Source organism: Flavobacterium frigoritolerans (assembly GCF_025847275.1).
GTDB lineage: Bacteria > Bacteroidota > Bacteroidia > Flavobacteriales > Flavobacteriaceae > Flavobacterium > Flavobacterium frigoritolerans.
Window position 1 is genome coordinate 322428 of sequence record NZ_JAOZEV010000003.1, and the last position, 16046, is coordinate 338473.

Below are 16046 nucleotides of genomic sequence, written 5' to 3' on the forward strand. Positions count from 1 at the left end.
GCTTATGAAAAAATTTTACTTATTATTATTTTTATTGGTTTCTGCTTTTAGTTTTGCTCAGATTGATTTAACTGGTGATGCTAATTACAAATTAAATATTATAGGATATCAAGGTCGGGATGGCAATGGATGTGGTGATATTGATGGATTAAAACATATAAAGGCGACTCGACGTGATGGTAGCACTTTTTTTATATTTAATGGAAGAAAACTTTTTGAAAATGTAGACTATGAGTCTATCTACACCAAAAATAACCCCATTGTAAACTTAGAATTTTATAAGGTTGTAAGATGGAAAAATGGGTTTGGTAATTGTGACGGTGGTCCAAATAATAATTATGATAATGTTAAAATAACTAATACTTGCTTTTCTTCCTACCAAGCTAACGCAGGAAGCTCTTTATTTCGGTTAACTGTTACATCCAAACCTAGTGTTGTAATTAATGAGTCTGCTAAAGCTTTATACCTAGACGAAACAGCAACCTTAAAAATTGCATTGCCAGACAACCTTACTACAAATCATTATAATTGGAAGTTTAGAGTAGGCAATGGACCTGCAAAAGATATACCTGCAGCTTTTAATCATAGTTCTGTTCTAAATATTAAAGGCGGAGATTTTTTAGAAGAAGGAGATTTTGGAGAGACTGTTAATGTTTGGTTAAACATGAATTGTAGTGCTGGTGAGGAACAAGCCAAAGGGTATGCTAATAGAGAAGCTTATTCACAAACCCAAGTATGTCTTAGTAAATGCGGTATTTTTCAAAATTCCTGTAAATCAGCATGTTACAGAAACACGACAAACATTTACAATGCAACTTACACCCCTAAGCTACAAGCAGAATATCAAAGTCTTAACTCGAATCCTATTTCATTCGTTTATTTAAAATCAGCTCCTAAAGTAATTTCTAAGGTTCCAACAGATGTGAGTTGTTATGATGAAAAGGATGGATCTGTAAAACTTACATTTAACAAGCCTTTATTAAAAGGAGAGGAGTTAAATTATTCTTTGCTAGTGAATAATACATCTACAATATCCGGTAATGTTACTATGGATGCAAATAATACATTTGTAATTTCAAATTTAATTAAGGGTATCTACGTCTTTCAATTAATAGGGTTTTATGATGGTTCTAATACTCAAACTATTAGTCCTGTCCCTACCACATTCTCAATAGAAAAGCCAACTCCTGTAGATTTTTCTTTATCATTTACAAATGTATCTTGTAATGGTGGTAAAGATGGAACAATAACTATAACAGCCTCTGGTGGGATTAAAGAAGGATATCAATACTCCACCGATGATGGTGCTAATTGGATTCCTTTCGATAATCCTAAAAGCAATACCCAAATTGTTTACGGTTTATATCCTGTCTCAGGTACATCAATTGTTTATAATGTAAAAGTAAGAGATGGAAATTCATGTGTTGCTAAAATTCAATCTATAGTAGCAGAAGAAATCATGTTAGGACGTGAGAAGTCAATACCAACTACAATTACACAACCAACAACTCCAGTAACTTTCCTTAGTAAATCATCAACAGAACCCACTTTCAAAGGTGGTTCTAATGGAAAAATTACAGTTTCTGTTACAGGTGGAACACCAATTAAAGGCAGCTCTTATACCTTTCAATGGAAAGACAATCGAGGTAACGAAATAGATTCAAATAAAAGTACTACTCAATTTAGTAATGGTACTTATGCTATTACATTAAATAATATTCCAGCGGGAACTTATACTTTAAATGTTCAGGATAGTAATTATAATTATGCTACTGCAACGAATAAAACTGGTTGTAATCTCGTGCCAACCCTAAGCATAACGCTAGGCGAACCTGATGCACTTGTTGTGAAAATAAAAGTTGAGAGATCTATTTCATGTAATAGCACAAACCAGTTCGGAAATGATGATGATTTTAATCCTCAAGATGGACAACGAGATGAATCACAAGATGCTACATTAGTTGCAGATGTTGAAGGTGGAGTTCCCTATAAAGGAATCGAAAATGGAGGTTTACCCTATCAATATATCTGGTCTAAACTAAATACTATATCCAATCAATGGGAAGTCTTAAATAATGCAACAGGAATAAAAGCTGAGAACCTTTCAAAAGGAAGCTACTCTTTAAATGTAATTGATAAAAATGGAATAACTCAGGGTACTTATGTCAATAATGCGCTGGAAACAGCCAATCCCGCCATTGAGCAACTCGTAGAACCTACTAAATTAGAACTAACATTTGAGTCCGGAAATGTTTCTTGTCACTCAGGAAATAACGGGTGGGCTACTGCAAAAGTTAGTGGTGGAACCCCAAAAACTGATGGTTCATATACATACGACTGGTATAATGTAGAAGATGGCATCATTGATAAAAACAAACTGACAGGATTAAATCTGGGGACTTATTCTGTGACAGTTACAGATAGTAAAGGATGTATCATACAAGGAAAAATTACAATAGAAGAACCACAAACTGCCGTTGCTTTAAAATATAAAGAAAATGAAACAATCAGCCCTACTTTTCATGGAGCTACCAATGGTAAAATTGTGGCAGAAATAACTGGAGGAACCCCAAATACAACTGGTGAGGCATACTTCTACAAATGGACCAACAAAAAAGGAGATATCCAAACAGCAACTGGTCAACTCATTAACGGTACTTACACCATTACTCTGGATGGCATTCCTGCTGATGATTATTTTTTAACGGTTTGGGATAAAAACTACAATACGATTACAAATCAAGTAATGAATTGTTCTATCATAAATTCCAAAGTTTCATTAAGCGAACCAGATCCACTTGTAGTAACATTCGAAATCAAACAAACCATTTCATGTAATGCGAGCAATGAGTTTGGAAATGATAAAGATACCACTCCAAGTGATGGTCAAAGAGACGAATCGCAAGACGGAATCCTAATCGCACATGTGAAAGGTGGAACACCGCTTACTCCTACTGCTAATAATGGATTATCTTACTATTTTTATTGGAAAAAGCAACAAGCAGATGGGACTTGGATTACTTGGAATGAAAATGATGAAACTGCCGAAAATCTTTCGCATGGAAATTATGCGTTGAATGTAAAAGACAGAAACGGAATCATGTTGGGAACTTACGCAAACAATACATTGGTAACTCCAATAGATGCGACCCAATTTATGCAAGAACCACCAAAACTAATGGTAACATTTACTAAAGGAGATGTTTTTTGTAAAGGCGGAAATGATGGTTGGGCAACAGCCAATGTAACTGGAGGAACTGCTCCATACGACTACGAATGGTCTAATGGAGAAACTATTTCCGAAAATACTATTTTAAGTGTAGGTGCTTATTTAGTTAAAATCATTGATGCAAAAGGATGTACTACTCAAAGAAGTATCAAAATAGGAGAACCTCTTGAGCCAATTACGTTAGATTATACCGAGATTACAAATCCTAGCTTTTATAAAGCTACCAACGGAAGAATTGTAGTAGAGGTTAAAGGCGGAACAATTTTCCCTGATAATACCTATTGGTACCAATGGAAAAACAGCAAAGGAATTACTCAAACGACAACTACAGTACAATTTAACAATGGAATTTATACCATTACCTTAACTGATCTTCCTGAAGACACCTATACATTAACCGTTCGTGATGCAAATTATAATCCAGCCACAAATAAAATTGGTTGCACAGTCATAAACTCAAGTACTACACTTGAACAACCAGCCCCACTAGTTGTAACTTTCGAAGTACAACGTACAATCTCTTGTAATGTATCCAATACTTTTGGAAATGAATCGGATATAAATCCAGCTGATGGGCAACGTGACGAATCACAAGACGGAATTCTTATCGCTCATGTAACTGGTGGAATACCATTAGCCGCTGATAAAAATAATGGATTGCCTTATTTTTATACCTGGAAAAAACAACTTGCTGATGGAAGTTGGATGTTATGGAATGACCAAGATGAAACAGCTGAGAATATTTCGCATGGTACCTATGCTTTAAATATTGAAGATGCCAACGGTACAAAACTGGGAACTTATGTAAATAATATATTGACTAAGGAAATTGATGTTACACAATTTATGCCTGAGCCATCAAAATTAGGGTTGACATTTACAAAACTCGATGTTGGCTGTACTACAGGAAATGATGGATGGGCCGAAGCTATCGTTACAGGAGGAACAGCTCCTTATACCTACCAGTGGACCAATGAGGCTACTACTACAAGAATAGAGAATTTAACATCCAATAATTATTTTGTAATTGTAACCGATGCCAAAGGTTGTATTATACAAGGTAGTGTCTTCGTAGGTGATCCAAATGGTGTGTTTACTACAGAAACAATCAAAAACCCAACCTGTTTTCAAGGTAATGATGGTTCTATTAATCTGGATGTAACTGGAGGAAATTTGCCATATCAATACCACTGGAATACTGGAGCAACAACCAAAGACATTGATAATCTTGTAGCGGGTAATTATGAAGTTACCGTTACCTGTCCATATTGTTGTGTATACAAAAAGAGTTTTACATTAAAAGCCCCTGACCCTATTATTGTAAATATAGGCCCAGACAGAACTTTATGCAATGAACAAAGCTTAGATTTAGATGCGTCTATTGCTGATCTAAATGCACAATACAGCTGGACTGCTACTAATGGATTTAAATCTAATTCCCCTACAGTTAATGTAACCAAAGCAGGAACCTATCATGTAAAAGTGACTTCGTCTTTAGGATGTATTGGAGAAGACTCAATTGAAATCACTACTAATAAAGTAGCTATTGGTTCGGAGTTCTTACTTAGTTCTCAAGCTTACTTAGATGAAGAAGTTATTCTAGTAAATACATCAGAACCTTTTGGAGAAAACACAAAATGGATGATTCCTAATGGTGTTGCAATTGTTGATAAAAAAGAAAAATTCATCACTTTGAAATTTAATGCCATTGGAACTTATACTATAGGTTTGAAACAAACACAAGGTGATTGTTATGCCATGTACTCTAAAAACATTACAGTAGAACAACGAAGTACTTTACCGAATGTAGATACTAAAAACTCCAAATTCATTACCGACTTTATCGTAACTCCAAATCCTAGCGATGGTAATTTTAAAACAATTATCAATATGGAAGATATTGGGCCTGTTAATCTGAGATTGTTCTCATATAACGGACAATATTCACTGATTCAAAAAAAGGAATCTGGTAAGAAAAGCTATAGCATCGATTTTAATGTAAAACTAGCTGCTGGAATTTATGTCATTGTATTGGAAACGGCTCAACAAACCCTTGTTAAAAAAATTATCATCAACTAAAAATGAAAAAACTTTTTAAAAATATATTCCTATTTCTTGCATTTTTACTTTGGAGTTTAGATGGTAGTGCTCAGTTGTACCCTGTACAACTAACCCCTATTTTTAATAGTCCGTATAGTGTCAAGATATCCGATTATGCCACTAGCATGGAAACAAAGATGCAGTTGCTAATTCATCCTACAGATATTTCTATATCACAAAGACAAGTGCGCTTAAAATTGTATATACAAGGTAATGGTATCAACATACAAACTAGCGATTATGTACAAGGACAAAGACCAATTTTTATTAATGGAGGTGAATTACAAACACTGACAAATATCGATATTTCGGCTCTTTTCAGACTGGAAAATATGCAAGGCATTACAGCTTTGCAATATGCAAATCCGTTGCCTGAAGGAATGTATAGTTTTTGCTTTGAAATGTATGATTTTATTACCAATCAAAAAATTTCTCAAAAGAGCTGTGCCAGTTTGTATTTAATCCTAAACGACCCTCCCCTACTTAATACCCCGCAACGTAACGAGCAAATTGCAGCAACCGAGTTCCCAAATATTCTGTTTACTTGGACACCACGCCAAATAAATGCAACGAATGTTTCATATAAATATGAACTGAAACAAATTACAGATCCTAATATAGACCCGCAGTTTGGGTTTATGATGGTGCCGCTTTTACACGAAGAAACGCTATTTGGTACTGCTTTGTTGTACAATCTGGCTATGCCTACTCTTACTCCTGGTATGCGCTATGCTTGGAGAGTAAAGGCTATTTCTACAACGGGACTATCTGAAAATGCAGTATTTAAAAATGATGGATATAGTGAGATATTCTCATTTAAATATACTGGACAATGTTTAGCTCCGACCTTTCCTTTAAGTGAAGCACAAGGACCGCAAAATGTTAGAATAACCTGGCAAGGTGTTCCTCAACATACCCGATACCAAATACAATATAAAAAACAAGGCGTTACCAATGCCCGATGGTTCTCAGCAAATAGCCTTAATACCCAGAGTTTACTTAGTAATCTAGAACCTGGTGTTACCTATGAATTTAGAGTTGGTTCCAGTTGTGACCCTGTGATGGATGGAATACAATCGTTTACATATTCTAGTATCAATACTTTTACAACACCTACTCAAACCAATGGAGTACCTGCCTACAATTGTGGAATTACACCGAACATATCGATAAAAAACCAAAACCCTATTACCAATCTTATTGAGAGCGAAACCTTTACAGCAGGAGACTTTCCTGTGAAAATTGTGGAGCTAAGAGGCAAAAGCCCTTACTCAGGAAAAGGTTATATAATAGTACCATATCTTGGAGAAACAAAAATTGCGGTAACTTTTGATAACATTTTCATTAATACCGATTATCAGTTAATTGGTGGAATTGTAGAAACTAGCTATGACCCTACAGAAAAGAACATTGTTGATCCGAAAGACATTGTTAATGATATAACCGATTTAATAGATAGTTTATCTAATGCAATAGATGGTCTTAAAGATATACTAAGCAAAGACAAAATTGATAATCTAGAAGAGATCAATAAAAACTGGACAGAATATGCTGAGACTATTGACAAAAACACACAATTACTTGTTGAAAGAGGTAATCTTCCGCAAAATATAAAAGACGAGATAACTAAAACATCGGGGAATACATTTTTAGTTTCAAATGATAAAGCAAGACCACCAACTCTTGAAGATTTTCCAGAAGCAAAAAAAGAGGTAGCGACTATAGATAATATTGTAAAAAGCATTAAGGAAACTGAAGACGGTTTAAAAAATTTAGTCGCCATTTTAAAAAATCTAGACACAGATGCTTTTATAAAGTGCAAACAATGTGAAGAACAAAAAACAGAAAAATTAGGAGGTTTTGATGGCTCAAGTGGAGGTATACGTACTTTTTCCTACTACAAAAAAGCATATGTCTGCTTAATAGCATCACTAAAAGAAGGTAAAGAAATAAGTGTTTTAACGGATAACTTATCAGCTGCTGACAAAACGATAAAAGCTACTCCAGAAATTGCTGATTTGGTTGAGGCAACAAAAACAGCTTTTAATAATAAACAGGATATATTGGCTGTTATTGGTATTAACAACGAACTCGTTTCCTGCGAGGTCATTTATCCTTTCAGTAAAGAAGTTTGTGGTGGTAAATATGTCGTAGATAACAAAATGCTTTTAGATGTTAGCAAAGAACTTGAGAAATGTTATTACTCTGATTATGAACCAAAACTTATTGCTGGAGTCTTAAAAGAAATAAGCAAAAGCTCAAGAAACAATCAAGGCATTGAATTCATTAAAGGTGGAAAAGTTTATAAACTAAACGGAAAAGGTGAAGTAGAATTAGTTAAGAATCCTTTAACTGATGAGGACATTAGAAATGGAAAATGGACGGATGGAACGGTTGATGTCAAAATTAGGGTAGCTCAAAGCAAGGATGGAATATTTCAATATCAGGCTGTAGGAATTAGAAATAATCTGGCTGTAACAAATGGTAAAACAGCTAATCTTAAATATCTTTCAGCACATATTGAAAATCAAGGAAATGCCTTTTTTCAAAAGTACAAAGTTAACCAAGCAGATTTAACACCCGCAAAAGCAGGTGTGAATTTGAATAAAGACAATGAAGTTTTTGCTGATGGAAAGAAAATAGCGTTAGATAATAATGCATCGTTTTTTAAAATTTCATCCGAAGGAATTGGGCTTTTAAATACCTTCCTCCAAACTGCTTTAGTAGAAGAACCAACTTATTTAGCTAGTACCGAAAACAGTGCAACTATTCATGCACCTGGACTTGTAACAGGAACTGTAGAAAGCGGAGCAACAGTTGTGACAGATATTACAAGCCTTTGTTCAATGGTTTATGATTTATCTACAGATGAGAAAACGAGGACTGAGATGTATACAGGACTTGTTAAGTTAAAAGATGAAGTAAAAGATGATCCTTCTGGAGTAATACCAATTTTTGTTCAAATCCTAAGTGGGAATACTAATGATGAATGGGCAGAGATGGCAAAAAGCCAAACTGATGATGGTAGAAGAGGCCATTTATACTCTAGAGGTGTCGTAACTTCTGTAAAAAGTGTCATAGTAGGCGGTACACTTATTACAAAACTACCTGAGTTGGCAGATGACTTAGTAGGTAAAATTAAAACCGTTAAAGGTGTTATTCAAAGTCTTAAACATTTTGATATTGCTGGAGAATTTGCCAAAGGAAAAAATGTTGTACTAAATACTATTGAATGGGGGACTAAAAGCTTCAAATTGAAATGGGAGAGAGTAGGTAATAAAATTACTTTTGGGGACAGAAGTGATTTAGCAAAAATTTTAGGAACTACTGATAACATCGAAGCTCATCATATAATGCCCTGGAAAATATGTGAAGGTCATGAAATTGTACAATTGGCTGCCTTAGATGGATTTCATCCTAATTTAGTTGAAAATGGTATTGGATTAGAAAAATATACTAAACTAGTAGGAGAAGGTATGCATGGTAATCATCCAGCATACGATGCTTATATAAAAGATCGATTAACTAAATATGCATCTAGTCACCCAAATCTGACTCCTAATGAAGCTAATGTATTTTTACAAAAAGAATTAATCCCTGAATTAAAGACTTACATTACAAATGCCAAAAACACCGAATTGAACTTGAATCAATATTTTAAACAAATAGTAAATAAAAATGCAAACGTAATAGGTTATTAATTATGAAATATTTCAATTTGACAACGTCTAATGACCTAGACGTTATAGGTTATTACCCTCAGGTATCAAATACAGAAAATAATCTTTTTGGTTCTCCATTTTCTCCGAAAAGAATTAATTATGGAGAAATACCAGAGGAAATCCCTTATTTGGGATTACAATTTAACAAGGATGCAAAAATGACAGATTTACTGGCAACATATAATCCGTATTTTGGATTTCTTGTTAGTGAAAAATTTAAGAATATTGCTTCAAATTTTCACCTGCCTCCACATAAATTCTATCCCATTAAAATAGTTCGAGAGGATTATTTATTGGATTATTTCTGGTTTAATTTTTATGATGATTTATTCAATTTTATTGATTTAAAAAAATCAACAATAGAGATTTATCATAAATTTAATTTCAATGTTTTAGATGCCGTATCTGTTGGCAATAAAGAAAATTTTGAAAAAATCAATTCCAATTTAGACTTTGAAAAAAGTATTCGATTAAAAGAGCTGTTTTTAGATAATAATTTTCCAAAGTATGATATTATGACAAATAATATTATTGGAAGTGGAAGTTTTATCTCTGAAATTTTAATGGACTCTTTAAATAAAAATAACATTACAGGTTTTCTTGCTACTCCATCTGATATTATTAAATGTTAAGAAGTACTTAAGGAACATGCATCCAGCTAAATTCCCAGGCAAACATCAAGGAGGAATACATGGGGCAGGTTCACCCGCAAGAGAATTATTTAAATAAAGGTTTATGAGATATAAAAAAGAAATAGATTATTTGAAAAAAAAATAATCTATTAGAGGACAATAGAGATATTGTTTCTGAAAAAGAAGTTTTAGAGATAAAAAAATTTAGGGATAATATTCCTGAGGAATTCATAGATTTTCTTAAAGAAATTGAAGGAGGACAGTTTAAGAATTCTCAATATGAAATTAAAAATTTTGTATTTGATTTTTATGAAATTGGGTTGGAAAATGATTATGTCGTTGATGAAAACATTGTTTTGTTTGGAAATAGTTTTGGAGGAGATTTTATTGGTTTCGATTTATCCAAATCTAATCCAACAGTTGTTGAAATTGATCATGTTTCAGGAGAAGTTTTTGATACAAACAAGTCATTTGTAGAGTTCTTTAGAGAAGATTTAGGAATAGCATTTTTATACAATTCAAAAAACGTTTTTTAAATTATACAAAAAAAGAATGTTATTCAAATAGCAGTAAATAGAGGAATGATTCATAATGAAATCTTAACAAGTCAGGGTTTCGTAACCGAATTAGAACTTCAATTACTAATGAGAAATAACTCGTGGTATCAAAAATGTAATTTTTCATGAGGCGGGAAAAGTTTTAGATACTCAGGAAATAGGACTAAAAGGAATTAAATATATTAGGACAATGATGAATACAATAGAAAAAATATTAGATAAAAGAGTTATAGGAACTTACTACAATTTCATTGAGAAGACTCTAACAATTTCTTTTGAAAGAGATTTTGTTCTTAAATTTTATGACTGTGCAATTATTTTTGATTTAGGCATAGTCGGTCATATTGTTACTTTTATTTCAAGCAATAGTACACTAGGAATTACTCATGAGCTAAAAAAAATGGACAAAGACCCGGACGACTATAACTTTTTATTAATAAGTCGGGATATAAAAGATTATCATAACAAAAATGAAATCCTTATTGCATATAAAACGTTAGAATTTAAAAATTCTGTCATATAGATGATGTTACTTTTCGAGTATCTCTTTTTTTAAAAAATAGTTTTCTCAAATCTAATTAATCATAGATAATAAAGTAGGAATTCCCCCCTCCTTAATTAATAATAAATTAAATTACGGCTAGATATGTAAGAATTCCAACAATAAATGATTTCAAAATATTTTTTGGAAATGGCAAATTACCAAGACGCATTTTTTCTCAACAATGGCTCAGAAATAATTGATAAAAAAGTTATAACTGACTTAAGGTAATTTTCAATCAAGAAGATGTTTAGAGATGATTATGAATAAGATAGAACTTAAACATTACAAAAAAATGCAATATGAATTTTAAAACTGAAAAAGATTTTCTCAGTAAGCATGAAAAATCAGACGACGTTTCAAATACAAAACAAATGGTTACAAGTCCCCATTTGAATAAGCTTAAAGAAGAATATTCAAATATCCCTGAAGATTATTTGTTTTATTTGTCAGAAATAGGTGCCGGAAGTATTCGAGAATGTCAATTCAAGGTACAATCTTATTTATTTGATTTCAAGGACATCGATTTGGATGACATCTATAATATAAAAGAGGGGATCAAATTCTTTGGTGACAATTTCAGTGGAGATTTTGCTGGTTTTGATTTATCTAAAAATAATGATGAGGTCATAGAATTCTGGCATGATTCGGAACAATTTTATTATACGAAAATGACTTTCAGAGAATACATTAGAGAGAAAATGTTAATGGACATAAATGGTAACGACTTAAAACAATAAAACAAAATACATTCTAGATTAAAACTTAAATACCACAAGAATTAAATCTTAAAATTAAAGAAAAATGAAAAAAAAAATTGCCCTGATCGTTCTATTACAACTTTCGCTATTGTTTACTAATTGCAGCTCAGATTCTGAAGATAAATCTACTACAGTAACACCACCTGTTGTAGAAATCGTTAAGACTGCAAAAATTAACTCTTACTCCAAAGACTATGGAACTACGGGAGAAACAATAACCGTGAAAGGAGAGAATTTTACAGATAAAGTAAGCGATATGAAAATAACTTTTGATGGTACGCCTGCAACAATACTTTCGTCTACTGTCAGCGAGATATCATTTACACTACCATCTACAGAAAAACTAGTACCAACATTAGTTCTAACAATTGTAAACAGAACAGTAATTAATGATGTAAAAAACACATATAATGGCAACATTGGTATTTTACCAATTCCATCAACTACGGGTTGGTTTACCATTCCACTTGATAGAAAGAATGATTCAAAAATTCCACGCATACAAATGTTAAGTGATAAAATTTTATACTACACCCAAAGTGGTTCACGTCTCTCTAGAACTTTAGATGGAGGTATTACTTGGACAGATTGGGCCAATAATGGTTTTGGTGCTGGATTTCATGCAACTATAAATGATGAAGGATGGTGTCATACTGGTTTTGGAATTTCTAAAATAGCAGTAGGTGGATATCTTGGTATTGATGAATTTGGGAATTTTGGAAGTAATTCTGTAGCTACTTCTTATAGTATGTATGTGGATTCCAATATGAAAGATGGAACAATAATTACACAAAGAGGCGTTGTTTTTACAACAGTAAATGGAATTGATTTTAATAAAATTTATGAGATCGAGGTACAAAATTCTAATGAAATCAACATCTTTAACTCAACAGAACTTGATAATGATCATATTTGGGCTATTGGATATAAAAATATAAAAGATGCAAATGGATTTTCTGGAAACCGCCCTTTTATCTTATTCAAAAACAATACCGCAGATGGTTGGAAAGAGTATCCTTTTGTAAAGGAAAATTCAGGTTATTACGCCAGAGAAATTTGCTTTGCTGATTCAGAAAATGGCTTTCTTTTAGTCGATAAATATTTAAGTACTTTATTAGATGTTAAATTATTTAAAACCACTAATGGAGGTGACTCTTGGTCGCAAGTTTACAACGGAGAAAAATTTACGAAATTTACTTTTAAAGATGCAAACACAGGTTGGGCAATCCTAGATAATAAAATTTATAAAACTACAGATGGTGCTAGTACTTGGGTACTTGATTACACTCACGACCAACCTATTCGTAATATCTCTTATAAAAACAATGTCGTTTGGGCATTTTCTACAGATAAGATAATCAAACGCTATTTGTAATTAGCAGATAATTACAAAAAAATCAGATTAAAAAACACTACATCTTTTCACAGATGTAGTGTTCAAAAATACAATTTAATGAAGAAAACTTTACTTTTATTACTCTTATTGATAATTACTTCTTGTTATAAAGAAACGTTCATTGCTATTGAAGGAGATTTTACAACTTCTTATGTAAGTGGGGATCAATCGGTTCCTGTTATCATAAAAATTGACAGTAAAATCACTGGAGCAGACACCTACCACTGGGAATTTGAAGGTGGTAATCCAAGCACTTCTAAGGACAAAAATCCTGGAGAAGTTTTGTACGCTAACCAAGGAACGTATACCATAACGGTAACCATGACCAATGTAGATGGTGAAAGCAAAAAAATCAGCAAAACAGTTGTCATAAAAGAAGGAATAACAATTCAGTTTTCGCATCAAATTGTAACAAGTAATTATTCTCCACTAGAGGTTGCAATAACCAATACCACACCTGGTGAGGGACTTATTTTTAAGTGGGATTTCCAAGGTGGAATACCTGCCAATTTCTCAGGAAAAACACCTCCTAATGTTATTTTCACGGAACCGGGAGATCATACAATCAGCCTAACAGTTTCTAACGGATTTGAAAACCAAACTGAGACGCAAACAGTAACGGTCGCTCCTCATTTGATTTCTTCGTTTACTTATACTCCTAATTTTGAGGATGACGATTACCAATCTCCAGTCACTATTAATTTCAAAAACCAATCTGCAAGTGCTATGCAGTACAATTGGACTTTTCAGGGAGGTAATCCAGCCACCTCAACAGCCGAAAATCCAGTGATCACATTTTCTAATCCAGGACAACATTTGGTTACACTCGTAGCATCTAACGGTAAGGTCAGTCAATCTTTTTCTAGCACTATTACAGTTGATCCAGACACCAATCTAAGAGTACTAAACGATATAAAGATTGGCATAAATTCAGCACATTCTAACAATGTCGGAGCCATGTTCTCTACAATAACAAGACAGGTATATAAGGCAGGTGAGGTCAACAATCAAAACAGTAGTTTAATAGATATTGCTTTTCAAGGTCTGAACAGCAACTTTACATATAATAAGTTTATCTCTCCCGATCAGGTTAGTAATTATGGATTTCTGTCCTTAAACAACGCACAGAAAACCATTTTCATCAATTCACAAGGGGGATGCAACTGTGGGTTGAATTTTACCGAAACACAATTTGATGCAATGACAAATGACGTTCCGCTACAAGCTATGAATATAATCTATAGTGCTGGTGGCGCGCAAGAATTTGGATTTACCTATCCTAAAGTAGTATTATTCAAGACACAAGATGGTCGCAAGGGAGCTATTAAGATTAAGAATATGGTCAAAAATGGAGCCAATTCTTATATTTTATGTGATATAAAAGTACAAAAGCAATAATGGAAGTAGTCAAGAAGAATAATTTATTTGGGATACTGATTATTTTTATTTTATTACTAATAAGTAGTAATGGATATTCACAAGAGGTAGATTTAGAGAGTTTTTACAAACCTAATTTTAAGGTTACTGGAGGGGTTAGTGCTAATACTATCTTTTATGGTTCAAATACAAATAGTTCTCGTGAACCATTTACTTATGTACTTTCGGGGAACCTAAATGTGAGTGCGTTCAATTTTACGATGCCAATATTTTATAGCATTACCAACCAAGGGAAAGACTTGGGGTATACAGCTCCTTTTGATTTCAATCGTTTTTGCCTAATGCCAAAATACAAATGGGTGAAAGCCTATATAGGAAATGTAACTATGACATTCTCCCCTTACACTTTAAATGGATTTCCATTTAGAGGTGTTGGATTAGAACTTACTCCAAGAGGTCCATTTAAAATAAGCGTAATGGGAGGACAACTCTTAAAAGCTGTTAGTGAAACTGAAGGATTAGATGGTATTCCTGTATATCAACGTATGGGATATGGTACAAAAATAGGGTACGAAAAAGAAAGATATAAAATAGGCTGGATTGGTTTTTATGCCAAAGATAATTACAGTTCATTAAACGCCGATTATATAGACAAAGGAGTTACTCCAAAAGAAAACTGGGTCAATAGTTTTACTTTCAATACTTCATTGGTGAAAAACCTAAATTTTAATGTGGAGTATGCCCTATCCGTACTTACAGATGACACAAGAGCTAAAAGCATTTCTAGTGGAAATTATAGAGATAAACTTTTTTCTGCCAAAGAAAATACCAGTTTTCTAAATGCGGTTAATGTTAGTTTTGATTATGCCATACAAAAAAGCAAGATAGGGTTAACATACGAACGCATTGACCCTAATTACAATACTTTAGGAGCTTTGTATTTTACAAATGATTTGGAGAATATTGCACTTCGTTTCTCACGTCCTTTTTATAAAGATAATATTAACGTAGCTGCTAGTCTTGGGTATCAAAGAGATGATTTAGTGAATCAGAAAAAACAAAATACAAAAAGAATAGTAGGTTCTATAAACATGAATTACAAGATAACTGATCAGATTAATTTCACTGGTAGTTATTCTAATTTTTCTACTTACACCAATAGAAAATTAGATCAGTTTGATTTGATCAACAATCCTAATGTGGTAGCAGCCGACACTTTAAATTACAGGCAATTGTCCCAAAACGCCAATCTTAATATGTCCTATGCTTTTGGAAAAAAGAGAAACCAAAACTTAAATTTCAATTATAGTGTTGCAGGCCAAGCCAATGAGCAAGATGGAATAATAAGAAAAGGACAGGCTAGTTTGGTTCAGAATTACAATTTGGCACATTCTATAAATTTTATGTCCACAAAATTCGCATTGAATAGTTCGTTGAATTACACTAACAATACTGTTGGGCAATTTGATAATTCATCCATGGGAGCTTCTGTAGGGGTTTCTAAAAAAGTACTAAAAGAAAAAATGATTGCCAATTTCGGTTTGTTATACAACAATACCCAAAGCCCAACGAATTCAAGTTCTGTATTTGGCGTCAAACTTAATAACAGTTATACCTTAATGAAAAAGCATATTTTTTCATTAAGCGCCATATCTATGTTTAGGAACTCCACAAACGCCCCGAATAACAATGATATTCTAATGAATTTAAATTATAATTATAGTTTCTGAG

9 protein-coding genes are annotated in these 16046 nt (G+C 32.9%); all 9 read left to right on the forward strand.

The features are described from left to right. Window positions 1-4 precede the first annotated feature (4 nt). The 9 genes from OIU80_RS05990 (at window position 5) to OIU80_RS06030 (ending at window position 16045) form a co-directional block, all read left to right on the forward strand. Window positions 5-5308: a T9SS type A sorting domain-containing protein gene (locus tag OIU80_RS05990; protein ID WP_264286138.1), complete on the forward strand. Its 5304-nt coding sequence runs from the start codon at window positions 5-7 to the stop codon at window positions 5306-5308. Between the two features lie 2 nt (window positions 5309-5310). Next, window positions 5311-9030 carry an AHH domain-containing protein gene (locus OIU80_RS05995; RefSeq protein ID WP_264286139.1) on the forward strand — a complete coding sequence of 1240 codons (3720 nt, stop codon included), beginning with the start codon at window positions 5311-5313 and terminating at the stop codon, window positions 9028-9030. 2 nt (window positions 9031-9032) lie between these two features. After that, complete coding sequence (locus tag OIU80_RS06000; RefSeq protein WP_264286140.1) at window positions 9033-9683, forward strand: hypothetical protein; 651 nt, start codon at window positions 9033-9035, stop codon at window positions 9681-9683. A gap of 167 nt (window positions 9684-9850) precedes the next feature. Then, the gene (locus OIU80_RS06005; RefSeq protein ID WP_404827359.1) at window positions 9851-10219 is read left to right on the forward strand and encodes an SMI1/KNR4 family protein; all 369 of its coding nucleotides are present in this window, start codon (window positions 9851-9853) and stop codon (window positions 10217-10219) included. A 211-nt stretch (window positions 10220-10430) separates the two neighbouring features. Then, a complete protein-coding gene (locus OIU80_RS06010; protein WP_264286141.1) occupies window positions 10431-10763 on the forward strand; it encodes a hypothetical protein in 333 nt (110 codons plus the stop codon). Window positions 10764-11083: 320 nt separating this feature from the next. Then, complete coding sequence (locus tag OIU80_RS06015; protein ID WP_264286142.1) at window positions 11084-11521, forward strand: SMI1/KNR4 family protein; 438 nt, start codon at window positions 11084-11086, stop codon at window positions 11519-11521. 64 nt (window positions 11522-11585) lie between these two features. Then, window positions 11586-12917, forward strand: coding sequence for an IPT/TIG domain-containing protein (locus tag OIU80_RS06020; protein ID WP_264286143.1), 1332 nt, complete (start codon window positions 11586-11588; stop codon window positions 12915-12917). A 78-nt stretch (window positions 12918-12995) separates the two neighbouring features. Next, window positions 12996-14336 (forward strand): PKD domain-containing protein, encoded by a 1341-nt coding sequence (locus tag OIU80_RS06025; RefSeq protein ID WP_264286144.1) that lies wholly within the window; start codon window positions 12996-12998, stop codon window positions 14334-14336. Then, window positions 14336-16045: a hypothetical protein gene (locus tag OIU80_RS06030; RefSeq protein WP_264286145.1), complete on the forward strand. Its 1710-nt coding sequence runs from the start codon at window positions 14336-14338 to the stop codon at window positions 16043-16045. Before OIU80_RS06025 ends, OIU80_RS06030 begins: the two co-directional genes overlap by 1 nt. Window position 16046: the final 1 nt, after the last annotated feature.

Bases quoted from the DNA above. Each gene is read 5' to 3' on its own strand.
- OIU80_RS06010 (WP_264286141.1), top strand. From the start codon at position 10,431: ATGATGAATACAATAGAAAAAATATTAGATAAAAGAGTTATAGGAACT.
- OIU80_RS05990 (WP_264286138.1), top strand. From the start codon at position 5: ATGAAAAAATTTTACTTATTATTATTTTTATTGGTTTCTGCTTTTAGT.
- OIU80_RS06015 (WP_264286142.1), top strand. From the start codon at position 11,084: ATGAATTTTAAAACTGAAAAAGATTTTCTCAGTAAGCATGAAAAATCA.
- OIU80_RS06000 (WP_264286140.1), top strand. From the start codon at position 9,033: ATGAAATATTTCAATTTGACAACGTCTAATGACCTAGACGTTATAGGT.
- OIU80_RS06030 (WP_264286145.1), top strand. From the start codon at position 14,336: ATGGAAGTAGTCAAGAAGAATAATTTATTTGGGATACTGATTATTTTT.
- OIU80_RS06020 (WP_264286143.1), top strand. From the start codon at position 11,586: ATGAAAAAAAAAATTGCCCTGATCGTTCTATTACAACTTTCGCTATTG.
- OIU80_RS06025 (WP_264286144.1), top strand. From the start codon at position 12,996: ATGAAGAAAACTTTACTTTTATTACTCTTATTGATAATTACTTCTTGT.
- OIU80_RS05995 (WP_264286139.1), top strand. From the start codon at position 5,311: ATGAAAAAACTTTTTAAAAATATATTCCTATTTCTTGCATTTTTACTT.